The sequence below is a fragment of the Corynebacterium lizhenjunii genome, from assembly GCF_011038655.2.
Taxonomy (GTDB): Bacteria; Actinomycetota; Actinomycetes; order Mycobacteriales; family Mycobacteriaceae; genus Corynebacterium; species Corynebacterium lizhenjunii.
This window is the reverse complement of the sequence record NZ_CP064954.1, coordinates 894304-915451: the sequence shown is the minus strand read 5'-3', so window position 1 is coordinate 915451 and position 21148 is coordinate 894304. Positions and strand designations below refer to the sequence as shown.

21 protein-coding genes and 1 tRNA gene are annotated in these 21148 nt (G+C 62.1%); 8 read left to right on the top strand and 14 right to left on the bottom strand.

Going from position 1 to position 21148, the window contains the following annotated elements:
- Positions 1-12 precede the first annotated feature (12 nt).
- The 3 genes from G7Y31_RS04310 to G7Y31_RS04300 all read left to right on the top strand — a co-directional run bounded on the left by G7Y31_RS04310 (position 13) and on the right by G7Y31_RS04300 (position 3920).
- Positions 13-1425, top strand: a complete 1413-nt coding sequence (locus tag G7Y31_RS04310; protein WP_165007569.1) for an amino acid permease — start codon at positions 13-15, stop codon at positions 1423-1425.
- Positions 1426-1468: 43 nt separating this feature from the next.
- On the top strand, positions 1469-2440 hold the full coding sequence (gene dapD, locus G7Y31_RS04305) for a 2,3,4,5-tetrahydropyridine-2,6-dicarboxylate N-succinyltransferase (protein ID WP_165007572.1): 972 nt from the start codon (positions 1469-1471) through the stop codon (positions 2438-2440).
- A gap of 133 nt (positions 2441-2573) precedes the next feature.
- The gene (locus G7Y31_RS04300; protein WP_244977463.1) at positions 2574-3920 is read left to right on the top strand and encodes an amino acid permease; all 1347 of its coding nucleotides are present in this window, start codon (positions 2574-2576) and stop codon (positions 3918-3920) included.
- A gap of 66 nt (positions 3921-3986) precedes the next feature.
- Here G7Y31_RS04300 and G7Y31_RS04295 read toward each other — a convergent pair whose 3' ends face one another.
- From G7Y31_RS04295 to typA, 8 genes are read right to left on the bottom strand one after another with little or no spacing between them, the layout of a single operon-like run.
- Positions 3987-4553, bottom strand: coding sequence for a GtrA family protein (locus tag G7Y31_RS04295; RefSeq protein WP_165007578.1), 567 nt, complete (start codon positions 4551-4553; stop codon positions 3987-3989).
- 32 nt (positions 4554-4585) lie between these two features.
- Positions 4586-5455 (bottom strand): pseudouridine synthase, encoded by an 870-nt coding sequence (locus G7Y31_RS04290; RefSeq protein WP_342356037.1) that lies wholly within the window; start codon positions 5453-5455, stop codon positions 4586-4588.
- Positions 5418-6506, bottom strand: a complete 1089-nt coding sequence (dapC, locus tag G7Y31_RS04285) for a succinyldiaminopimelate transaminase (protein WP_165007584.1) — start codon at positions 6504-6506, stop codon at positions 5418-5420. Before dapC ends, G7Y31_RS04290 begins: the two co-directional genes overlap by 38 nt.
- A 1-nt stretch (position 6507) precedes the next feature.
- Positions 6508-6831, bottom strand: a complete 324-nt coding sequence (gene fdxA / locus G7Y31_RS04280; protein ID WP_165007587.1) for a ferredoxin — start codon at positions 6829-6831, stop codon at positions 6508-6510.
- Between the two features lie 54 nt (positions 6832-6885).
- A complete protein-coding gene (locus G7Y31_RS04275) occupies positions 6886-7221 on the bottom strand; it encodes a hypothetical protein (RefSeq protein WP_165007590.1) in 336 nt (111 codons plus the stop codon).
- Entirely contained in the window at positions 7221-8033 is an 813-nt protein-coding gene (locus tag G7Y31_RS04270; RefSeq protein ID WP_165007593.1) for a PIG-L family deacetylase, read from the bottom strand. Before G7Y31_RS04270 ends, G7Y31_RS04275 begins: the two co-directional genes overlap by 1 nt.
- Entirely contained in the window at positions 8017-9576 is a 1560-nt protein-coding gene (locus G7Y31_RS04265) for an ABC transporter family substrate-binding protein (RefSeq protein WP_165007596.1), read from the bottom strand. Before G7Y31_RS04265 ends, G7Y31_RS04270 begins: the two co-directional genes overlap by 17 nt.
- A gap of 4 nt (positions 9577-9580) precedes the next feature.
- Positions 9581-11491 (bottom strand): translational GTPase TypA, encoded by a 1911-nt coding sequence (typA, locus tag G7Y31_RS04260; protein ID WP_165007600.1) that lies wholly within the window; start codon positions 11489-11491, stop codon positions 9581-9583.
- 266 nt (positions 11492-11757) lie between these two features.
- On the opposite strand from typA, the gene G7Y31_RS04255 reads away from it, so the two are divergent.
- The 3 genes from G7Y31_RS04255 to G7Y31_RS04245 are packed head-to-tail and all read left to right on the top strand — an operon-like array spanning position 11758 to position 13902.
- Positions 11758-12507 carry an Rv1157c family protein gene (locus G7Y31_RS04255; RefSeq protein ID WP_165007603.1) on the top strand — a complete coding sequence of 250 codons (750 nt, stop codon included), beginning with the start codon at positions 11758-11760 and terminating at the stop codon, positions 12505-12507.
- Positions 12508-13026 carry a ribonuclease FAU-1 family protein gene (locus tag G7Y31_RS04250; RefSeq protein ID WP_235923003.1) on the top strand — a complete coding sequence of 173 codons (519 nt, stop codon included), beginning with the start codon at positions 12508-12510 and terminating at the stop codon, positions 13024-13026.
- Positions 13027-13029: 3 nt separating this feature from the next.
- On the top strand, positions 13030-13902 hold the full coding sequence (locus G7Y31_RS04245) for a DUF808 domain-containing protein (protein ID WP_165007606.1): 873 nt from the start codon (positions 13030-13032) through the stop codon (positions 13900-13902).
- On the opposite strand, the gene zupT is transcribed toward G7Y31_RS04245, so the two are convergent.
- Positions 13871-14650 carry a zinc transporter ZupT gene (gene zupT, locus G7Y31_RS04240; protein ID WP_165007609.1) on the bottom strand — a complete coding sequence of 260 codons (780 nt, stop codon included), beginning with the start codon at positions 14648-14650 and terminating at the stop codon, positions 13871-13873. The two genes, G7Y31_RS04245 and zupT, sit on opposite strands and share 32 nt — an antisense overlap.
- A gap of 67 nt (positions 14651-14717) precedes the next feature.
- Here zupT and G7Y31_RS04235 point away from each other — a divergent pair, with 67 nt between their 5' ends.
- Entirely contained in the window at positions 14718-15566 is an 849-nt protein-coding gene (locus G7Y31_RS04235; RefSeq protein ID WP_165007612.1) for a hypothetical protein, read from the top strand.
- 22 nt (positions 15567-15588) lie between these two features.
- Here the strand turns inward: G7Y31_RS04235 and selB are convergent, their stop codons facing one another.
- The 3 genes from selB to G7Y31_RS04220 form a co-directional block, all read right to left on the bottom strand.
- Positions 15589-17250, bottom strand: a complete 1662-nt coding sequence (selB, locus tag G7Y31_RS04230) for a selenocysteine-specific translation elongation factor (RefSeq protein WP_165007615.1) — start codon at positions 17248-17250, stop codon at positions 15589-15591.
- Positions 17241-18500 (bottom strand): L-seryl-tRNA(Sec) selenium transferase, encoded by a 1260-nt coding sequence (selA, locus tag G7Y31_RS04225; RefSeq protein WP_196823616.1) that lies wholly within the window; start codon positions 18498-18500, stop codon positions 17241-17243. Before selA ends, selB begins: the two co-directional genes overlap by 10 nt.
- 13 nt (positions 18501-18513) lie before the next feature.
- Positions 18514-18608, bottom strand: a tRNA-Sec gene (locus tag G7Y31_RS04220).
- A 32-nt stretch (positions 18609-18640) separates the two neighbouring features.
- Between G7Y31_RS04220 and selD the strand changes: the two genes are divergently transcribed.
- Positions 18641-19612: a selenide, water dikinase SelD gene (gene selD / locus G7Y31_RS04215; protein ID WP_165007618.1), complete on the top strand. Its 972-nt coding sequence runs from the start codon at positions 18641-18643 to the stop codon at positions 19610-19612.
- On the opposite strand, the gene yedF is transcribed toward selD, so the two are convergent.
- The gene (yedF, locus tag G7Y31_RS04210; protein WP_165007621.1) at positions 19609-19899 is read right to left on the bottom strand and encodes a sulfurtransferase-like selenium metabolism protein YedF; all 291 of its coding nucleotides are present in this window, start codon (positions 19897-19899) and stop codon (positions 19609-19611) included. The genes selD and yedF overlap by 4 nt on opposite strands.
- Complete coding sequence (gene yedE / locus G7Y31_RS04205) at positions 19889-21148, bottom strand: selenium metabolism membrane protein YedE/FdhT (RefSeq protein WP_165007624.1); 1260 nt, start codon at positions 21146-21148, stop codon at positions 19889-19891. The genes yedF and yedE overlap by 11 nt, the downstream gene beginning before the upstream one ends.

The following is a 21148-nucleotide window of genomic DNA, read 5'->3' as shown; positions in this document are numbered from 1 at the left end:
ATTTTTCCCGTCATGACTAAACACTTGCCTGCCGGTTCCGCGCCTGCTAATTCCGCGTCTGCCAATTCCGCTTCTGCTCATGCCTCGCTTGCCGATACCCCCGCCCCCTCCCGCCTCAAAACCCGCCACCTAACCATGATGGGCCTGGGCTCCGCCGTAGGAGCGGGTCTTTTCCTAGGCGTAGGGGTGGGCATCCAAGCCGCAGGTACGTCCATTCTGCTGGCCTACGCGCTGGCCGGGGTGATAATCGCCCTCGTCATGGCGATGTTGGGGGAATTGGCCGCAGCCCGGCCCTCCCTAGGTTCCTTTTCTACCTACGCCGGCCAGGCCTTTGGCAATTGGGCGCACTTCACTCTGGGCTGGCTGTATTGGTTCATGCTGATTATGGTCATGGGATCCGAAATCACTGGCGCTTCCGCGATTGTTTCTGCCTGGCTGGGGATTGACCCGTGGATACCTGCGCTGGTGGCGGTGTCTTTCTTTGCCGTGGTCAACATGGCGGCGGTACGCGGGTTTGGCGAGTTTGAGTTTTGGTTCTCGCTGATCAAGGTCAGCGTGATTATCGCGTTCATTGTCATCGGTACCCTGCTAGCGGCGGGATGGTGGCCGGGAGCTACCGGCGCGGTATCGGCCAACTTCACGCAAAACTTCCTCCCCCATGGCATTCCGGGGTTTGCGGCAGGCCTGTTGGCGGTAGCCTTTGCCTTCGGCGGTATCGAGCTGGTGACCATTGCTGCGGCTGAGTCCGAAGACCCCGCCCACAATGTGGCCACCGCCGTGCGCGCCGTGATCGTGCGCATCTTGGTGTTTTATGTGGGCTCTGTGGCGGTGATTTCCTTGCTGCTGCCCTTCGACGCCATCCGCGACGCCGACGTCGCCGCCGACTCACCGTTTACCCTGGTACTCCAACAGGCGAACTTGCCAGGGGCGGTGGGATTTATGGAGGCCATCATCGTCGTCGCCCTATTGTCTTCTTTCAATGCGCAGATCTATGCCACCTCCCGTCTGGTGCACAACTTGGCCACAACCGGCAATGCCCACCGCGGGTTCTTACGGACTTCTGCCACCGGCTCTCCCAGTGCCGCAGTGATCTTGTCTATGCTGTGTGCTTTTGGCTCGGTGGGTCTGCAGTACTGGAATCCGCCGGGGTTGTTGACCTTCCTGTTTAACGCGGTGGGCGGCTGCCTGCTGGTCATCTGGCTGTTTATCGTGTGCTCCTACATCAAGCTGCGGCCGCAGTTGGAGGGGGAAAACTCCGCCCTGCGAGCACCCGGCTACCCCGTGGTGCCGTGGCTAGTTCTGCTGGCTCTGGTGGGCTTGATTGTGTTGATGGTCTTTGACGCCTCCGCACGTGGGCAGGTGTTGGCGGTGCTGGTGCTCACCACTGCACTAGTCGTTGCGTCGAAGGTATTTCGGGTAAAATAGCCGCGATCCGCTGTCCCGTTTAACGTAAAGGTTTATTTATTTTATGACTTCTGCATCCGCACGCGGCCTGGCCACCTTGACCCATGACGGCACCGTGTTGGACGTGTGGTTTCCCGCCGTCCACCTAGACGGTGAGGTAAGCCAGTCCGGCACCGTCCGCCTGGAGACCACCCCCCAGCAATTTGCGGCGCTGGTTGGCCCCGATGAGGATCGTGGGGTCGCCCGCGTGGCCGTAGAGACCTCCATTGAGGATCTTGATGCTGCCCCCATCGACGCCTACGACGCCTACCTGCGCCTGCACTTGCTCTCCCACCGCGCGGTAAAGCCACACGGGTTGAATATGGACGGCATCTTCGGCCTGCTCAGCAACGTGGTCTGGACCAACTACGGCCCGTGTGCGGTCGCGGACTTCCAGATGGTGCGCGCTCGTTTAGCCTCCCGCGGCCCTGTCACCGTCTACTCGGTGGATAAGTTCCCGCGCATGGTGGACTACGTGGTTCCCAGCGGCGTGCGCATTGGGGATGCCGACCGCGTGCGCCTAGGCGCCCACCTGGCTGAGGGCACCACCGTGATGCACGAGGGCTTTGTCAACTTCAATGCTGGAACCCTGGGGGCTTCTATGGTCGAAGGTCGCATTTCGGCCGGCGTGGTGGTAGGCGATGGCTCGGACTTAGGCGGCGGCGCCTCCGTCATGGGTACGCTCTCCGGCGGTGGCAAGGAAGTCATTTCCATCGGTCAGCGCTGCCTGCTAGGAGCTAACTCCGGCGTGGGCATTTCCCTGGGCGATGACTGCGTGGTCGAAGCCGGCCTCTACGTCACCGCCGGCACCAAGGTGACTGTCTTTGGCGCAGTGGCCCGGGCCGCCGGCGTGGCTGAGGGAGAAACCGTCAAGGCGTCCGTGCTCTCCGGAGCCTCTGGCGTGCTGCTGCGCCGCAACTCCCTCAACGGTGCCGTAGAAGCCACCGAGTGGAAGACCGCAGCCGTCGCTCTCAACGAGGACCTGCACAAGAACTAGGCTCCACGAGGCCTAAGCCCGGGCGCGGACTAAGATGACAAGGGTGTCTGAAACATCCTCTTCTCCGGGCCAGTCTCACAGCCAATCTCTAGGCCAATCTCTAGGCCATGGCCTCAAAGTCCGCCACCTGACCATGATGGGGCTGGGCTCCACCATCGGTGCAGGCTTGTTCCTGGGAACCGGCGTGGGAATTGCCGCTGCCGGTCCCGCTGTTTTGCTGGCCTATCTCATCGCCGGCATCCTGGCCATCATGGTCATGCAGATGCTAGGCGAGATGGGCACCGTCATCCCCGCATCCGGGTCTTTTTCTGAATACGCCGAACATGGCATCGGCCGGTGGGCCGGGTTTACCCAGGGCTGGATCTATTGGCTGGCCACCGTAGCAGTATTGGGCGCCGAAATCACCGGTGCCGCCGCCTTCATCGGCTCCTGGTTCGACGTCTCCCCGTGGATCCCCGCGGCCATCTGTGTGGCGGTCTTTGGCACCATTAATCTGCTACACGTGCGCAGTTTTGGCGAATTTGAATACTGGTTCGCCGCGATCAAGGTCACAGTCATTCTCGCCTTCCTCGTCATCGGCACACTCCTGGTCTTAGGACTTTTGCCCGGACACAGCTTTGTGGGCACCAGCATTCTGCTCGAAGATGGCTTCATGCCCAATGGCCTGGGCGGGGTTGCCGCAGGTCTGCTCGCTGTCGTTTTTGCCTTCGGCGGCATTGAAGTCGTGGCGATCGCCGCAGCCGAGTCCGAAGACCCAGAGCGTTCCCTGGTCAACGCGGTGCGCTCCACCATTTTGCGCATCTCGGTGTTCTACCTGGGATCTGTGCTGGTGATTATCTTCCTGCTGCCCTACTCCTCTCTAGGTGCTGCGCAATCTGCCGCTGAGTCCCCCTTCACCCTCGTGCTCGAGCGCGCCGGTATCCCCGCCGCGGCCGGGTTCATGGAGGTCGTCATCGTCCTGGCGCTGCTTTCTGCCTTTAACGCCCAAATCTATGCCTCGTCGCGCATGATGCACTCCTTGGCCTCCCGCGGCGAGGCCCCGCGCATCTTTCGAGCCACCAACTCCCGAGGGGTGCCTACCAACGCCATTGGGCTTTCTGTAGCCTTGTCCATCGTGATGGTGGTGCTCAACTACGCCGATACCGGCTGGTTGCTCAGCTTTATGCTCAATGCCGCCGGTGCCTCACTGCTTATCGTCTGGGTCTTCATCGCGGTGTCCCAGCTGCGCCTGCGTCCCCAGTTGGAAGCCAACTATCCCCTGCCGGTGCGCATGTGGGCCTACCCCTACCTGACCTGGGCCGCCCTCGCACTCTTTGCAGGCATTGCAGTGCTCATGCTTGCCGATTCCTCCGCCCGCGTCCAGCTGCTTTCTGCCGCAGCGATGTTTGCTGTATTAGCCGTCGCGGGCGTGATCAACGCCAAGGTGCGCGGGCTCTCGCCGACCTCCACCCTGCCCTTGCCGCCCGCGCCACAAAAATAGCCCCCTCCTCAAACACCGTGGTGATCGTCGGCGGTGGTGGTCGGCGCCTCGCGCGATCCGACGAACCTAGCGCGGCACGGTTTCTTCAACCACCACAGGCTGCTTGGGCTTGGAGCGGAAGGTCCACAGCTTGTTGATGATGAAGTTAATGGGCATGGCCACGATAATGGAGAACATATTGGCCCAATAGCCGCGGTTGCGCAGGCCAGAGGAGTCATCAAAAACGTCCGTGGGCAAGGCCACCGGGGAGTTGTGATTGAGCAAGGCGACCATAACCACCTGGGAAACCAGCATCGCGCCCACGCCGGTGACCAGGAAGGGGAAGAACCCCCGCAGCCACGACACCTTATTGACGGCACCGAAGGTCCACTTGCGATTGAGCTGGTAGTTCCACACGTTGGCTACCAGGAAGGCGATGAAGGCGAAGACGTTGTAGTAACGGATGTTGAAATCCGTGAAAGGGATGGGCAGGAACGGGTCGTAGTAGTGCAAACCAAAGGCAAGGTCGAAGAGCTTCTTGGTGGCAATAAATACTGCTTGGTTCACCACAACGCCAGAGCCGCCTACGAGACCAAATTTAATAAACTGGCGCAAGTTAGCGGCCACCCGGCCAATGGTGATTGATGAGCTCACAGATACGACCTTCCGCCCAAACAGGAGACTAACTAGTCAAGACTACCGCCGAAAGAATACGGTGCCACGTATTTGCGCGCGCGTGATGTTAACGGATCGGTAAATTCCAGGCTATAGGCTAGCAGCTGTAGCGGAGAAGAAAAGTCATAGAGATCCAGGCCCTTATCCACCGGGTAGGTATCATCCCCCACTATCGGCGCTCCCAGGTGGTTCAGCAGCACCCGCAGCTGATGGGTGTGCCCTGTCAGCGGCCGCAACTCCACATATTCGGGGTGGGGCTGGACCCAGGTGCGGGTGGGGGTCCCGGCGGCATCGGCAAGCACTTGGCGGCACCCCTTAACCTTGCGCATACCCAGCACGATTTCTTGCGGGGGAGGGCTCACGGGGCTTAAGGGACGCACGGTGCGAGCCTGGTAGGTCTTGCGCACCTGCCGCTGACTAAACAACTGCTGGTAGGCAGCGCGGGTCTGGGGGTTGCGCGAGCACACCACCACCCCGGCAGTAAGCCTATCGAGCCGGTGCAGCGGCACAATATCGGGCTCAGCAAAATCCACCCGCAGGCGGGTCTGCAGAGTCTGGCGCACCAGCCGACCATTCGATGTGGTGGGCAAAAAGTGCGGCTTATGCACGATGATCAGGTCGGCATCAACGTGGAGGACCTGATAATCGAAAGGAATGGGCGCTTCTTCCGGCAGGTCTGGAAAGTGCCACGCCGGAACCGGCCCCAGCAGCTGCGTACCGGGCTCCAGCAAGGTCCCCGGGGCAAAAGGGCTATCGCCAGCCCGGGCGGCCCAAAACTGCCCGGGCGGTACTACGCCGCGCAGCACCGTCTTCGTTGCGCTAATGCCCTCGCGGGCCGGGGGCCTACCGGAGGCGGGAGACGGCGGCATCGATACGCTCATCGGTGCCGTTAAGGCCCACGCGCACGAACTTTTGGCCAGCCGGGCCATAGAAGTCACCTGGCGCCACCAAAATGCCCCGTTGGGCCAGCCAGTCCACCGTATCCCGGCAGTCCTCACCGCGAGTGACCCACAGGTACATGCTGGCTTCGGAGTGCTCAATGCGGAAACCGGCATCCGTCAGAGCGCGCACAAGCTTCGCACGACGCTGCGCGTAGCGGCGCACCTGCAGGGCCTCGGAGTCGGCATCCCCCAGCGCCTGCACCATGGCCGCCTGGATGGGGCCGGGGACAATCAGCCCGGCGTGCTTGCGCAGCTCCAACAGCTCCGCAATCAGCTGCGGATCCCCACCAAAGAACGCGGCGCGGTAGGAGGCCAAGTTATGGGACTTGGACAAAGAGTGCATGGCAATCAAACCGGTGTTATCACCGTCCGTCACCCGTGGGTCCAAGATAGAGACCGGGCGCTTGGAGTCATCCCACGCCAAGTCCAAGTAGCACTCGTCCGAGGCAATAATCGCGCCGTTCTCCCGCGCCCAAGCCACCACGGCGCGCAGGCGCTCGACACTGAGCACCTCGCCAGTCGGGTTGGATGGCGAGTTGATAAACACCATAGCGGCAGAGCCGAAATCGCGGGGGTCATCCGCACGGACCAGCGTCGCGCCTGCCATGAGTGCTGCTACCTCATAGGTGGGATAAGCCACCGAAGGAATCACTATAGTTTCTCCGCGCATGCCCAGCAGCGTGGGCAGCCAGGCAATGGCCTCTTTAAGACCCATGACGGGCAGCACCCCGATGGAGGAGTCCACGCCCGTGCGGCGCGCCAGGTTATCACGCATGGCCTGCTGCAACTCTGGCGTGCCCGTGGTGGCCGGGTATCCGGGCTTGTCCGCGTACTGAGTCAGCGCCAACTGCACGCCGGGAGCCACCGGGTCCACGGGGTTGCCCACAGACAGATCCACAATGCCGTCCGGGTGGGCCTGCGCCGTGCGCTTCGCCTCAGCCAGCGAGTCCCACGGAAAATCTGGCAATAGGTGTACAAGGGGCTGGCGCATATTAATCCTGATTCTGTGGCGGCAGCGCGGCAATCATCGCCGCGTCGAAGTCCTGCGGGCCCAGTGCGGCTGCCCCGCCCGGCGAGCCCAGATCATCAAAGAAGGCAGCGTTGGCGTCGTTGTAATCCAGCCACTCGTCCGGAACATCGTCCTCATAGAAGATTGCCTCTACCGGGCAGGCTGGCTCGCACGCACCACAGTCCACACACTCATCCGGGTGGATGTAGAGGGATCGCTTACCTTCATAGATGCAGTCAACCGGGCACTCTTCAACACAAGAACGGTCCATCACATCGACACAAGGTTGGGCGATGGTGTAAGTCATGGGGTACTCACTTCCAAATGAACGCTAAGGGCAATTTTGAACTGAACTAGTATGTCACTTCCTAGCCACAAAAGGCCAGCCGCCACCGGCAATACCTGCGAAAAGCAGGAGCAAACTGAGAATATTATTACCCAAGGCCTGGATGTTGCTCGGAATAATCACCACTGCGCCAAAGCCCACCACCCACACCATCAGCGGGATAAGGCCCACCCACACCTGCGGCGACCACAGCCGTGCCGTCCGGGTGAGCACCGCGTTAAACAAAGCCGCTATGACAATCATCAGGGGAAAGTCCAGCAAATACACCACTTCTAGCAGCAGTGACACCAAGGCGCCGACGCTCAGCCACACCAGGCCAGTGATCTTCTCCCCGCGGGTAGGCTCCACCACTACTCCACCCCCGCTAACAAAAGCTCTGCGCCAGACAAACCGGGTTCTAGCGTGCAAGCTTGTCCCGGTTGGTAGAACTCCGCGTCCAAGACAGGCATGGCCAGCTTATTGGACAGCGCGTAAGCCCCCTGCTCCTCTTGTAGCCAAATCTGCGTCGGGTGTGCCTTCATGGCTGCTAGCTTTGCTGTCAAAGCCGCGGGTGGCAACGCATAACGAACCTGGGCGACGTTGGTGAAGTTGTCTAAGTACTGCGTGCTGGGGCGGCTCCACGGCTGCGGAATCTCGCGCTCCAGCCCCGCATAGTTAGACTCCCGGTCGAAGACCGCCCACCACACCCGCTGCTGGGCAGGCACTGCCGCGTGTACCGCGCGATGAACTGCAATGTGATCGCGATGCCCGTAGCCGCCGTCCGGACCGTAAGTCAACACGATGTGGGGGGCAAAATCCGCCACCTCACGGGCAATGGCTGCAGTGGCCTCCTCCACCCGATTGACCAAGGCCCGCGGGTGGGCGGGACCAGCCATGCCGGAATCACGGAAGCACCCCAGGCCACCCAGCAAGCGAGACTCCACACCGAGGGCTGCGGCGGCATCGGCAAGCTCTCGCGCCCGGTAACCACCCAGCAGGCCAGAAGCCACCAGGCCCTGCAGCGCAGAACCAATGACCTCGCCCTCCTCCCCCAGCGTGGCGGTCACCACCCGGACCTGCGCACCACGGTGGGCCATATCCGCCAGAGTTCCACCGGTAAAAAGCACCTCATCGTCCGGGTGCGCGTGGACCGCCAGGACGCGGAACCTACTCAAATCCTCCATGCCTACTCACCTTTCTATCCAGGCTTGGCTCTGGGCCAACCCGCCACTGCGCGGCAGAGACCAGACCACTGCGCCAATCGCTGACCTTATCGCCCGGCCCAGAAATTCCGGTGCCCAGGGCGTTCATGCGGGTCTCATCCAACAGCGGAACATAGTAATAGTCCTGCGCATTGTGCTCACGCACCAACTCCAGCGCCTGGCCTGGGGGAATCTCTCCCGACAGAATCTCGCGCTGCACCGCCACCGCGTCCGCCGGGCAATCACTGGCCACCTGGCAAACGAAGAAATCCGCCATGTTTCCCGGCGTAATCGCCGTGTCATTCCAGGCCACCAGGCCATCAAGTTCGCGATAATCCGCGATCAAATCACTGAGGCGATCACTGACCACCGTGGCCGAGGCTCCGCGGGAGTTGAGCTGATCCACAATCGCGTGCGCGGCGGCCAGCGCCACCGCATCCGTCGGATCCGCCCCAATGCGCAAGGTGCGTTCTAAAGGCGGACCCGGCTGTGGCGTGCGTCCGCCATAAGGCACCCGCAGATTATCCGTGCGCCCCGTAGCCAGGCGGGCAATCTGGGCAGTATCGAGAGCACCGGCAAGCTCCTCGCGCGCCCCCTGGCGCGCACTGGTCAGGTGTAAGCGCAGCTGCCGCGTGGTGTGAATAAACTCCGCGTCGACCTCCGGCAACAAGGACAAAGCCTCCGGCGTAGTTTGCGCCGGGACAAAAGAAGCAAAGCCCACCTGACCCGAGCGCAGCATGGCCACCGCCTGCTCTGGCGCGCGCAACTGATGTAGCTCAATGATGTCGATGTGTGCCGGGTCTGCACCCCAAAAACGGTCGTTGCGGTTAAGTGTAATAATTCCGCGCGCAGAATCTACCGATTCCACCGCAAAGCGTCCCGCCGAGACAGGAATTGAAGTACTTAACGCGCTAGCAAAATCTTGCTCCGCCAGCACATGGGCGGGAAGCAACGTGGGGAAGAGACTACGCCAGTCCTCAACGCGGGAAGTAAAGTCCACCGTGACAATCTTGCCCCCGGCTGAAGACGTCACAGCCGAGATCGCCCGGTAGCCAGCCGGGTGCACCACACCCGGGGTGGTCTTCATCCCCTGCCAGACGTAGCGGAAATCCGCCCCGGAAATGGGGGTACCATCTGACCACTGGGCGGCCGGGGAAATCTCATAGCGCACGCGCTGAACACTGCCCTCCGGCGCGTCGACTTCCTCAGCGCTGCGCAACAGATCGCTGTCCATTACCCCACCGCGAAACGGCGAGGGCAGCACCAGCTGCGCTATCTCCTGGACAATCTGCTGGTTATCGGCCATCAGGTAGGGGTTAAGCCCCCCGATGAGCGCGTCTACGCCCACGCTGACCTTGGTGCGCTCCGGGGCTGGAGCTGGAGCCGGGGTGGGAGTCGTGTCCGAGGCTGAAGTCGAGGAAGTCACCGCGACTTCCGGCTCGTCTTCCACCACCGGGGGCGGGCCCGGATTGGCTGCGCACCCGCTGAGCAAGCAGGCCAGGAGCAGAGGCAGCGCGCGCTTCATGGCTCTACTTGTTTAGCTGCTTGGCCCGCGATGCCGCGCGGCGGCGGTCAGTAGCGGACAGCTCCACCTTGCGCACGCGCAAAACGTTGGGGCCCACCTCGACGCACTCATCGTTGCCACAGAACTCCAAGGCCTCATCCAGGGAGAGGGTGCGGGCCTTGGCCAGGGTCACGGTGGCATCGGCAGTAGCCGAACGCATATTGGTCAGCTTCTTTTCCTTGGTGATGTTGATGTCCATGTCTTCATCACGGTTGTTGGCGCCCACCACCATGCCCTCGTAGGCCTCCATGCCGGGCTCCACAAAGAAGTCGCCGCGGTCTGCCAGCTGCTGCAGGGCGTAGGCGGTGATCTGGCCAGAGCGGTCCGCAACCAAGGAGCCGGTGGCGCGGGACTTGATTTCGCCCGCCCACACATCCAGGCCGTCGGCAATGGAGTTGGCAATGCCAGCGCCACGGGTCTCGGTAAGGAACTGGGTGCGGAAGCCAATAAGGCCGCGGGCGGGAACGCGGAAGACCATGCGTACCCAACCGCCCTCGCGCACGTCCATAGACTGCATTTGGCCCTTGCGGGTGGCCAGCAGCTGGGTCACCGCACCCTGGTGGTCTGCAGGGGTGTCGATGGTCAGCATCTCATAAGGCTCCATGGTCTTGCCATCGATGACCTGGGTGACCACCTGCGGCTTGCCCACGGTGAGCTCGAAACCCTCGCGGCGCATGTTTTCGATCAACACAGACAGGGCCATTTCGCCGCGACCTTGCACCTCCCAGGCATCGGGACGCTCAGTGGGCAGCACGCGGATGGACACATTACCAATGAGCTCCTGGTCCAGGCGTGACTTCACCATACGGGCGGTGAGCTTATCGCCGCCACCTTGGCCCGCCATCGGAGAGGTATTAACACCAATCGTCATGGAGATGGCGGGCTCATCGACCTTGATCGGCGGCAAGGCCTGGGGGTCATCCACCGCGGCGATGGTATCGCCAATCATGATCTCCGGGATACCAGAGATAGCAATGATGTCACCGGCAATGGCTTCCGTATCAGGCTGGCGCTCGAAACCCACGGTACGCAGCAGCTCTGCCACCTTGACGTTCTTGACCACTTGGTTGCCCTCTTCGTCCCAAGAAATCCACGCCACCTGCTGGCCCTTCTTTATGCGGCCAGAGTAGATGCGCAGCAGCGCGATACGGCCCAGGAAGTCCGAGGAGTCAAGGTTGGTCACGTGCGCCTGCAGCGGGGCATCAACATTAGCGGAAGGCTCCGGGAGCACCTCATAGATAACGTCAAAAAGCGCCTGCAAGTCTTCGGCGGCGGGCACATTGCCATCGCCGGGGTTTTCCGTGGAGGCGCGCCCCTCACGGCCGGAAGCATAGAGCACCGGCAGGTCCAGCAGGGTCTCTGCCGCTGCAGCAGCCTCTTCGTCTTCTAGGCCAGCGGCAATCTCTAGCAGCAGGTCGTGGGACTCAGAGACCACCTCATCAATACGGGCGTCCGGGCGGTCAGTCTTGTTCACGCAGATAATCACCGGCAGCTTGGCCTCCAGGGCCTTGGTCAGCACAAAGCGGGTCTGCGGCAAGGGACCCTCAGAGGCGTCCACCAGCAGCACCACGCCATCGACCATAGAGATACCGCGCTCAACCTCGCCACCAAAGTCCGCGTGGCCCGGGGTGTCAATGACGTTGATAATCAAGTCACCGCCGTCTTTACCCTTGCCCTTGCGGGTAATCGCGGTGTTCTTGGCCAGGATGGTAATGCCACGCTCGCGCTCCTGGTCATTAGAGTCCATCACGCGGTCGGTGTGTTCACCATGGTCACTGAAAGCGCCGGACTGCTCCAGCATGCCATTAACAAGGGTGGTCTTACCATGGTCAACGTGGGCGACAATCGCAACGTTGCGGAACTCGGTCTGGGTCACGAGGGGGATTCTCCTTTAAGAATCTATTGAAGCTCGGTTCGATGTAATACAGGCCGGTGCCTGCGCGACGTATCTACTAGGAGAGTGGGACACTAAATAGCAACGCCGTGCAATCCTACTCCTGCACACAAAATTTAACGCAATCGCGTGACAATTGGGCTTGAAGTGTCTACTGTTACTGAAGGTACATTTGTGAACCTTGCGTTGAACCCTGCACAGAGCCTCGCTCTGCACCGCACGTCGAACCCCACTTGAAGGACTTACCCGTGAGCAATCGGACTCTAGCCCACGCCGCCCTGGCGGTCACTGCGGCTACTTTCCTCGGTTTGGCCCCGGCCACAGCCCAATCGGCCCTAGCCCAATCAGCTTCAGCCCAACCGGCCACAACCCAATCGGCCACCACCCCCGCCCAACCCGCCTTCGGTATCGCTGCGCCCCATTCTTCGGCGAACCCGCTGGATCACCTCGGCCGTCCAACACCTGCCACGCAGCAACGTGTCCGCGATTTCGCTCACCAGAAGTGGATTCCCCAGGACGTGCGCAACGCGATTCTTTCCGCCCTGGCCTTTAGCACAGGCGAAGGTACTTCCGGTGGCCCTGCCCTCATTGAAGGCGGCCCCCGGTTCAAGCAGTTCTACTGGCCCACGGTCTCCGGCAACTGTATTGGCGGCAGTAATGATGCCGTCGGTTCCGCCATTGCCGTTCCCGGCCCCACCAAGGTTCCGGCCCCCGGCGCACAAGCCGGGGAGACCGTGTTTCTCTTCACCGCCCTGGGCACCCCCGCCGCGAATCCAGAACAAGGCCGCATGAAGGTGCAGTGGTTCAACCTCAACACCCTGGCTTCCGGGGAGACTCGCCTGCACAACCACGGCATCAACACCGATGGTCCAGCCACTATTTCTGGGACCGCACGCACCGGCAAGGGCACCGTCATCGCCGTGCTTTCCGGAGCCGTGGCCGCCGGTGAGCACACTTGTACCTTTGCTCCCACTGCCGCAATCATCGAGGTGAAATAGGTGCACTCCCCTAAACTCGAGTCCTTCAACCTGGACACAAAGACCAACGTCGACCCCAAAGGCATCGACCGTGCCGTCGATTCTTTCCAGGTCACCGATTTTGGTCTCTACATGGCCCGCGGTGCCAACCACCCTGCTTTCGGCTACTTGGAGTCCTGGCTGCTGCCTTCCCTGGGCTTAAGGGTAAACAAGTTTCACGAGCGCGCCAGCAATGTGTACCAGGATTTCTACATCGACATCGCGGAGATCCGCCCCGGGCAGACCTGGTCTACCCGGGATCTTTACGTGGACCTGTTGTGCACCACGGGCACTCCGGTCACCGTCGACGACATCGACGAGCTCTCCCGCGCCGCCAGCGAGGGCCTGATTAGCGCCGAGGACACCGAGTTCGCCATCGAGGCCACCCTGCGCGCGGTGGAGGGCATCACTCGCCATGGCGATGACCCTTTAGCGTGGCTGTCCAGCTTGGACCTAGAGCTCACCTGGGCTTCCGCCGTCGAATTGACCCCGGAGGGCTAGGCCGTGGCTGGTGGTCTTTTAGCCTTGCTTGATGATGTCGCGGCTCTGGCGGCCAAGACTTCCGCCAAGGCCGCTGGTGTGGTCATTGACGATGCCGCGGTGGCCCCGCAATACTTCGAGGGTGTCTCTCCCGCCCGCGAATTGCCGATGATTTGGCGCATCACCAAGGGCTCGCTGATTAATAAGCTGGTGGTCATCCTCCCCATCCTCTTGGTGCTGTCCTGGATAGCCCCGTGGGCGCTGACCCCCATCCTCATGGCCGGTGGCACCTTCTTGTGTTTTGAGGGCGCCCATAAGATCCTGCACCGCTTCCTCCCCCATGAGGAACAGGCTGAGGAAGCCGCAGATGAGGACGCGTTGGTCTCTTCGGCTGTGACCACGGACTTCATCCTATCGGCAGAGATCATGGTCATCTCTCTTAATGCCGTCATTGCAGAGCCCTTCTGGATGCGCTTGGTAGTCCTGATTGTGGTGGGCATCTTCATCACCGTCGGCGTCTACGGTGTGGTGGGGCTGCTGGTCAAAATGGACGATATTGGCCTGCGCCTGCTAGAGCGCAGCAACGGGTCCTCTTTCCTCGGCTCCATTCTGGTCAAGGCCATGCCTGTGCTCATGCGCATCATCTCGATCGTGGGCACCGCCGCCATGCTGTGGGTAGGCGGCCACATCGTCATCAACGGTCTGCACGAATTTGGCCAGGATGAGGCCTATGACATCCTCCACCACGCCACGCAGAATTTCTCCGGCGCTACGGCATGGCTCATCGAGTCCGGCATCTCTGCCGCTTTCGGCTTTCTGCTGGGTGCGGTGGTGCTCAGCGTCGTAGAGTTCCTCAAGGCCGTGATTAAGCGAACAACTGCAACGACAACGCCATAACCGCCATTCCAGCAATCAGGCCATAGATCGCATGGTGGTGCTCGCCGGTTGCCTCCGCAGTCGGCAATAGCTCATCTAAAGAGATAAACACCATAATCCCGGCAATCGCGGCAAAGGATAGCCCCATGGTTACCGGACCTAGAAGGGGCATCAGCAGCATAAAGCCCACCAAGGCCCCTAGAGGTTCGGCCAGCCCAGACAGGGCCGCCCAGCGAAATGCGATCCGCCGCGAACCAGTGGCTTCCCGCAATGGCACCGCCACCGCAATGCCTTCGGGGATGTTGTGGATGGCAATTGCCACTGCTACCGGCAAGGCAATCTCGAAGTCTTCCATGCCCGCCAGGAAGGTGGCAAAGCCTTCCGGAAAATTGTGCAAGGTCAGCGCACCGGCGGTAAATAATCCGGTTTTCATCAGCCTTTTGCGGCGCGCAGCGTCCTCGGTAGTCCCCGGTTCATGGGGGTTAATCTCTGCAGGTACCAGCCGGTCAATGACCGCTATCAGGCCAATTCCACCGAAAAACGCCGCCACCCCAGCCCACCCGGGCAGCGATGTGCTGTCTAGTTTGTTGATGCCCTCCGGCAAAATCTCCATAAAGGACACATAGAGCATCACGCCAGCCGAAAGCCCCAGGGAACTGGCCATAAAAGCCGGTCCCGGGTTGCGTTTACTCACTGCAATAGCGCCACCGATGGCGGTGGACAGCCCAGCTAGCGCGGTGAGTGCGAATGCGAAGAGTACTTGCGACACGGCCCCTAACCCTAGCACTGCCAACTTACTACGATGGAGTAGTCCCGATTTGCCGAAGGAGGCCTGTGTGTACCCGCTGCACCACACACACTGTGGCACCACCCACCTAGTCGCTGTGGATGCGGTCTACTCCGCCGCGGCGCTGTCCATTCCGCACCTGCTTGTAGAACCAGTCACGGTGCCTGTCACCCTCAGCCGCAACACTTTCGGCAGCTGGGGCGTGCGCGCCGCAGATACCCTCCTGGGCACCCTGGACGTCACGCTCGAACGCGTGGAGTCTTTGACTTTGAGCACCCTGGCCACCGTAGAGATCACCGATGGGTGGCTCGATGTCTCAGTCCACATGGGCCTGCCGTGCTGGAACATTCCGCGTAATGATGCTCCCCTTCCCGTGCTTTCGCCAGGGGTGGGCTATCCCGTGGATACCTCCGTGGTGGATACGGACATCCATGCCCTGGGAACGTGCGCGTTCTTTTCCACCTTGCAGCGCGTGGGCGAGACCACCCTGCTTACCTTGGACGACACCCCCCTGGGCGCCATCAGCATTCCGCATCAGCTCCCCGAGGAGCCAGTGTGCGTGTGGACCTACTCCCACGCTGGGCGCTTGGCGGTAGACATCGGCTCTGGCATCCAGCCTGCTCCTCCTGCACTTGGCAACGCAGAAATCCTCCATGCCCCTAATTGGCATGTGCTTGCCGATGCCCCCTCCCCCGCCCCGCACGGCCCCCGGCCGTTTGCTCCGCTACCCCAACCAGCATTCCCCATCGATGCTGTCCCCGCCTTGCCGGTTGGCTACACGTCACAACCCACATTGCCGGTGGGGTATATTCCCCAACCCAGCCCGGGGCGCTACAGCAGCGAATCCCAGCGCGTCGCTGCGCGCCGCCAAGGCAGAACCCGTCACCGCAAAAACTAGCGCAGCATCTCCCACGGTGGAACTAGCGCAGCTGGCGCGTGCCATCCTCGAGCCGGCGGGTGATTTTTAGCTCGTCCAAATGCTCCAGCAGCGGGATAGCCACCCTGCGGGTAGTCTCCAAAGCCTGGCGGGCCTGCGAGGTACTAAACGGCTGTTCCAATTCGCGTATACGCGCAACCGCGATCTCCACGGCGTCCGGCAGAAGCACAATTGCGCCCAAGCGCACAAGCTTGCCAGCCCGGACGGCCGCAGCGATTTCGCGGGAGCTCAACTCACCGGCCTCCGGGGCGTCGAAGGGGCGTTCGCGCAAGCGCTGCTCCAGCTTGGCCACTGCCTCGCCCAAGTCCGGGGCCTCACGGAAAATGAGTCCATCCTCGTGGCGCAGCTGTGCCGCGGCAACAATGAGCGGAAGCAGGGGCTCGGGAAGCCCCAGTTTCTCTATCGCTGCGGCCTTGCTCAGCGGGGAGAGAGGATCCTGCGCGTCAACCGCGGCGATGAGCTGCTGCTTCCACTCCACCACCGCCGTGGCCAGGACAATCCAGCCGCGAAACTCCACGGTGCCGCTAACATTGCGGTGGCCCAGGAACTCCAAGTGTTCAGCTGTGACCGCCTTGACCCGCTCTATATATGCCTGGGCGGGATTGTGAAGCTCTTGCGCCCGTCGCGCAGCGTCACCGCGACGTGTTAAGGGCGCAACATCGACGTCGAGTACCTCAGCGCCAATGAGCTCCTCCGTGCGCAGCACCATCCGGTCCCCTGGCTCCAAGGCAATTGGCTCGCGGAAACGCAGCCGGGCAAACTCTGTGCCCAAAGGACGCACCCGCACTGGGTACGCCCCGGAGCCAATGTGCGCGACAGCTTCTGCCACCCGGATTCGCGCGCGTACATCCACGGTATCCGTCAGCGGCCAGGGATCACCTAACACCTGCTGGCCCCGGTGCAATTGCTTGGCCTCTACCCCGCGCAGGTTCAGCGCCACCCGGGTTATCGGCTCTGCGCACTCAATGGCCCGGTTCTCGCTATGAATCCCGCGCACCTGCACCCGGCCCACACCGGGAATCTCTACGGTATCGCCCACCTCAATGCTGCCCTGCCCCAGCGTGCCAGTGACCACAGTGCCAGCCCCAGTGATGCTAAACGCGCGGTCAATCCACAGCCGCGTCCTGCCCTCAGGCCGTGGCGTCGCCGCCAACACGGCAGCCAGCCGCTCCCGCAACTCCTCAAGGCCAGCGCCGCTGTGGGCACTGACGGGGACCACGGGGGCATCGGCAAGCAAAGTGCCTGCAAGCTCCGCTGCCACCTGCGCCCGGGTGCGCTCGATGTCGGCTGCACTCGCCTTATCACTGCGGGTAAGCGCCACCACCCCATAGCGCACGCCAAGGGCCGCGATGGCATCCCGATGGTCACTACTTTGCGCCTGCCAGCCTTCATCGGCTGCCACCACCAACAACACCACCGGCACGGGTGCCAAACCCGCCAACATATTGCTCACAAAGCGCTCGTGTCCCGGCACGTCCACGAATGCCACATCCATGCCCTGCACCTGGGTCCAGGCAAAACCCAAATCAATGGTCAGCCCGCGCTCTTTTTCCTCAGCCCACCGGTCCGGGTCCATGGCGGTCAAAGCCTCTACCAGCGTGGACTTTCCGTGGTCTACGTGGCCGGCGGTAGAAACTACGTACATGCGGCCGCCTTGATGGCCTGGGCCACGGTGGCATCGGCAGACTCGGGGATACAACGCAAATCAATAAGGCAACGACCCTCATGCACCCGCGGCAACACGGCAGGCTGCCCCAAACGCAAGGGCCGGGCCAGGTGGGCGGGCAGGGCCAATGCCCAGCCTTCCAGCGGGTACTCCGGGGCACCGCCGCCGCCCACGCGCCCAGTGTGCTCCACCACCTCACTGCCGGGAATCTGCTGCTGCAACCAGCGCGTGCGCTCTAGCAAACGCTGCGGGGAAATATGCAGCGCCGCTTGTACGGCATTGGGGGTATTCACGCTGGCCTCTAAGGCATTGAGCCGCAGCTTGTCTATACGCACGGCCCGCGCCAGTGGGTGGGTACGGATCGCGGAAATGGCGGCCTTCTTCCCCAACAAGATTCCTGCCTGCGGCCCGCCGAGTAGCTTATCGCCGCTGGCAATGACTACATCGGCGTCCAATTGCGCAATAAGCGCAGGCTCTTCCGGCAACACCGCGTCCGGGCGCAACAACCCAGAGCCCAGGTCTACGATGAGCGCCAGGCCATGTTCATCGGCCAGGCGACGCAGCGGGGCCACCCCCACGGAGGAGGTAAAGCCCTCCATGCGGAAATTCGAGGGGTGGACTTTGAGGATCGCCCCGGTGTTGTCCCCGATAGCGGCCGCGTAATCGTGCAGATGGGTGCGGTTGGTGGCGCCTACTTCGCGTAGGCGCACGGGCGTGGACTCGATGAGCTCCGGCAGGCGGAAGCCCGCGCCGATCTCTATGAGTTCTCCCCGCGAAATAATGACTTCGGATTTTCCCAGCGCGGCCGTTGCCAGCAGCAAAGCCGCCGCCCCGTTGTTGACCACCAGGGCGTCTTCGGCCGGGCAGGCCGCCAGGAGCGCTTGGGTGGCTTCCACCCCACGCGCACCACGAGTGCCCGTGTCCATGTCGAGTTCCACGTCGGTGTATCCGGCTGCGGCCACCAAGGCATCTACTGCCGCGGGTGCCAGCGGCGCGCGGCCCAGATTGGTGTGGATGATGACCCCCGTTGCGTTGAGCACCGGGTGCAGGGAATACGTCCGGGCCGCCCGGCGCTTGACCTCCGCTTCTACGTCTGCAACTGGAATGTCTCCAGCGCGGGCGGCATCTTGGACCTCGCGGATAATCTGCTTGGCCTTTGCGGGACTCAAGTGCGGGACGAGCTCCAACAGTGTGTCTGTGCGGGGGATATTTCGGCGCGGATCAGTCATAATCTTTCCCAAGTGGCGGAGGCGGACAGGAATCGAACCTGCCAAACCAAGCTACTTGATTTCACCGGTTTTGAAGACCGGGGCGCCCACCAGGACACGTACGCCTCCAGGAAGAGACTGTACACGGTAGGATGCACCCCATGGAACCTATCGCCTTGACCTCCCTGGCCGCCGGTGGCGGCTGTGCCTGCAAAATCCCTGCTGGGCAACTTGAAAGCGCTGTTGCCGGCCTAGTGGGTACCGCGGATCCAAATGTCCTGGTGGGCCTCGATGATGGTGATGATGCCGCCGCTGTGCGTCTCCATGACGGGCTTGCGGTGATCTCTACCGCAGACTTCTTTACTCCCATGCTCAACGACCCCTATGACTGGGGCCGCGTCGCCGCCGCTAACGCGCTATCCGATGTCTACGCCATGGGCGGAACCCCGCTGACCGCAATCAACTTGGTGGGCTGGCCAGACCTTCCCCTGGATATTTTGCGGGAAGTGCTGCGCGGCGGCATGGATGTGGCAACTCAGGCCGGGATCTCCGTGACGGGCGGGCACTCGATTACCTCCCCGGAGCCCATCTACGGCATGGCTGTTACCGGGACCGTTGCAGAAGACAAACTCATGCGTAACGATGCCGCCGCGGCCGGGCTGCCCATCACCTTGACCAAAGCAATCGGCGTGGGCATCTTCAACAACAAGCACAAGGCCACCGGGGAGGTCTCGGCTGAAGCCGTGGAGTCCATGACTACCTTGAATGATCGCGCAGCTCGCCTGGCGGTCGAGGCCGGAGTCAAGGCAGCCACGGATGTGACCGGGTTTGGGCTGCTGGGCCACCTCTACAAGATGTGCCGCGCCTCCGGCGTGGGTGCCGAAATTGAGTTAGACGCCGTTCCAGAGATTCCCGGCGCCAAGCAAGCCCTTGCCGAGGGCTTTGTCCCCGGCGGGTCTCGCCGCAATCTGGAGTGGGTGCGCAGCCACCTGGACACCACAGCTAGCGAGGAGGACTTGGTCTTTCTTGCCGATGCCCAGACTTCCGGAGGTCTGCTCATCATCGGCGAGGTCCCCGGCTACCCCGTTATCGGCCGCACTGTTGCTGGCGAGCCGCGCATCCGTATCGTTTAATTCCGGCGCCACCAGGACGTCTTCGACGTCTTCGTAGGGGTGATGGCCTCCTCGCCCCTACGGAAGACGAAGGTCATGCGCGCACCCACGCGAGACGGGGTGCCTACCAGCTCATGCCCTGCTGCGGTGGCATCATCCGGCACATTGCGGAAGGCTTGCGGGCAATCCGTCGTAACCTCCAAGGTCTGCCCGGGTTCAAGGCCCTCCAAGGCCTCTAGGGTGTGGATAACTGGATATGGGCAAGACTCCCCGCACAGATCCAGGGTGAAGTCAGGCCTAGTTGTCATTAAGGCTCCTTTCCGGGGAAGCGGCAACCTGGTACTGGGACTCCAAGCGAGTCTTGCGGTCAGCGCGACGCGGGCTCATGGCCACCCACCATACCGCCAGCGCCGCGAGGGAGGCCACCAGTGCCGGCCATGGCCCCCAGGCGTCATAGAAGTTGATCTTGGGTGCGTTGGCCACTAGGGCGGCGTGGATGCCCCAGTGGTCCCACCCATAGGCCAAGACCGTGGCGCCCACGATGTTGCCCGCGAACGCAACCCACGCCACCAGTTGGCCCTCCATGGCGCGATACATCATGCCAGTCTCACAGGCACCGGCAAAGATGATGCCGAGGCCAAAAAGGAACCCGCCAATAACGGTGCCCCAGCCGGCCGGTTTGGTCAGCGGCTGGGCATCGGTTGCCAGCAGCACCACAAAAGTAACCACCACCGCTGCGGCCAAGCCCAGCACCAGGGAATCCGCTAGCTTCGTCTTGCGCGTGACCCACAGATCTCGAAACGCCGCGGTGAAGCAAATCTGCCCGCGCTGGATCAGCACCCCAAATGCCAGACCAAAGACCACAGCCACCGCCAGCGAAGCCCTATCGCTAGTCAGGTACCAGACAGCCGCGCCAAGGGTGGCTACGGCCAGCGCCACAGCAATGGCAACATGCAACGTGCGGGAGGAGGCGGCAGCGGCAGACTCCCCCTGGTTTGCCGGCTGCGGGCGGGTGGGACCACGCCACCAACGCTGCTTAATTATCTGGACGCCCACCCAGGTGCCCACCGCGGTGAACAGGGTAAAAATCCAGGCGTGTAAGGAGAACTGCGGGATGCCGGTAAACATGGCCGCCAGGTTGCAACCAAAGGCCAAGCGAGCCCCGAAGCCGGCGATGATGCCACCGCACAATGCCTGAACCCACCGGCGCTTTAGCCGTGGAAAACGCAACCGGAAATCCCCCGCCGCCAGTGCGGCTATTAGTGATCCAAGCAACATGGCTACCACAATCCAACCATCGGTGCGCTCCAGCGGGCTGCCGCTAATTGTGGTGACTTCCGCGAAGTACTGCCACTGAGAAATATCTGCGCCCAAACCTGCCACAACATGGCCGCCCAGGCGGGTAAACTCCCCGGTCACCGCCCATACGGTGCCCGTGAGCCAGAAATATAGTCCACTGAGTACGCCCAACACGACGAAGACCGGACCGGGGGGCAAACCCACCCGCGTCCGGTGCGGCGAATCATAAGAGGTCTTGTTGTAGTGCGCTAGAGACAT

Excerpts from the sequence above, each read along its gene's own strand:
- G7Y31_RS04290 (WP_342356037.1), bottom strand. The coding sequence starts at position 5,455 with ATGAGCGTATCGATGCCGCCGTCTCCCGCCTCCGGTAGGCCCCCGGCC.
- selD (WP_165007618.1), top strand. The coding sequence starts at position 18,641 with ATGGAACCTATCGCCTTGACCTCCCTGGCCGCCGGTGGCGGCTGTGCC.
- G7Y31_RS04300 (WP_244977463.1), top strand. The coding sequence starts at position 2,574 with ATGATGGGGCTGGGCTCCACCATCGGTGCAGGCTTGTTCCTGGGAACC.
- yedF (WP_165007621.1), bottom strand. The coding sequence starts at position 19,899 with ATGACAACTAGGCCTGACTTCACCCTGGATCTGTGCGGGGAGTCTTGC.
- G7Y31_RS04265 (WP_165007596.1), bottom strand. The coding sequence starts at position 9,576 with ATGAAGCGCGCGCTGCCTCTGCTCCTGGCCTGCTTGCTCAGCGGGTGC.
- selA (WP_196823616.1), bottom strand. The coding sequence starts at position 18,500 with ATGACTGATCCGCGCCGAAATATCCCCCGCACAGACACACTGTTGGAG.
- dapC (WP_165007584.1), bottom strand. The coding sequence starts at position 6,506 with ATGCGCCAGCCCCTTGTACACCTATTGCCAGATTTTCCGTGGGACTCG.
- dapD (WP_165007572.1), top strand. The coding sequence starts at position 1,469 with ATGACTTCTGCATCCGCACGCGGCCTGGCCACCTTGACCCATGACGGC.
- G7Y31_RS04310 (WP_165007569.1), top strand. The coding sequence starts at position 13 with ATGACTAAACACTTGCCTGCCGGTTCCGCGCCTGCTAATTCCGCGTCT.
- fdxA (WP_165007587.1), bottom strand. The coding sequence starts at position 6,831 with ATGACTTACACCATCGCCCAACCTTGTGTCGATGTGATGGACCGTTCT.
- selB (WP_165007615.1), bottom strand. The coding sequence starts at position 17,250 with ATGTACGTAGTTTCTACCGCCGGCCACGTAGACCACGGAAAGTCCACG.
- yedE (WP_165007624.1), bottom strand. The coding sequence starts at position 21,148 with ATGTCTCTAGCGCACTACAACAAGACCTCTTATGATTCGCCGCACCGG.
- G7Y31_RS04270 (WP_165007593.1), bottom strand. The coding sequence starts at position 8,033 with ATGGAGGATTTGAGTAGGTTCCGCGTCCTGGCGGTCCACGCGCACCCG.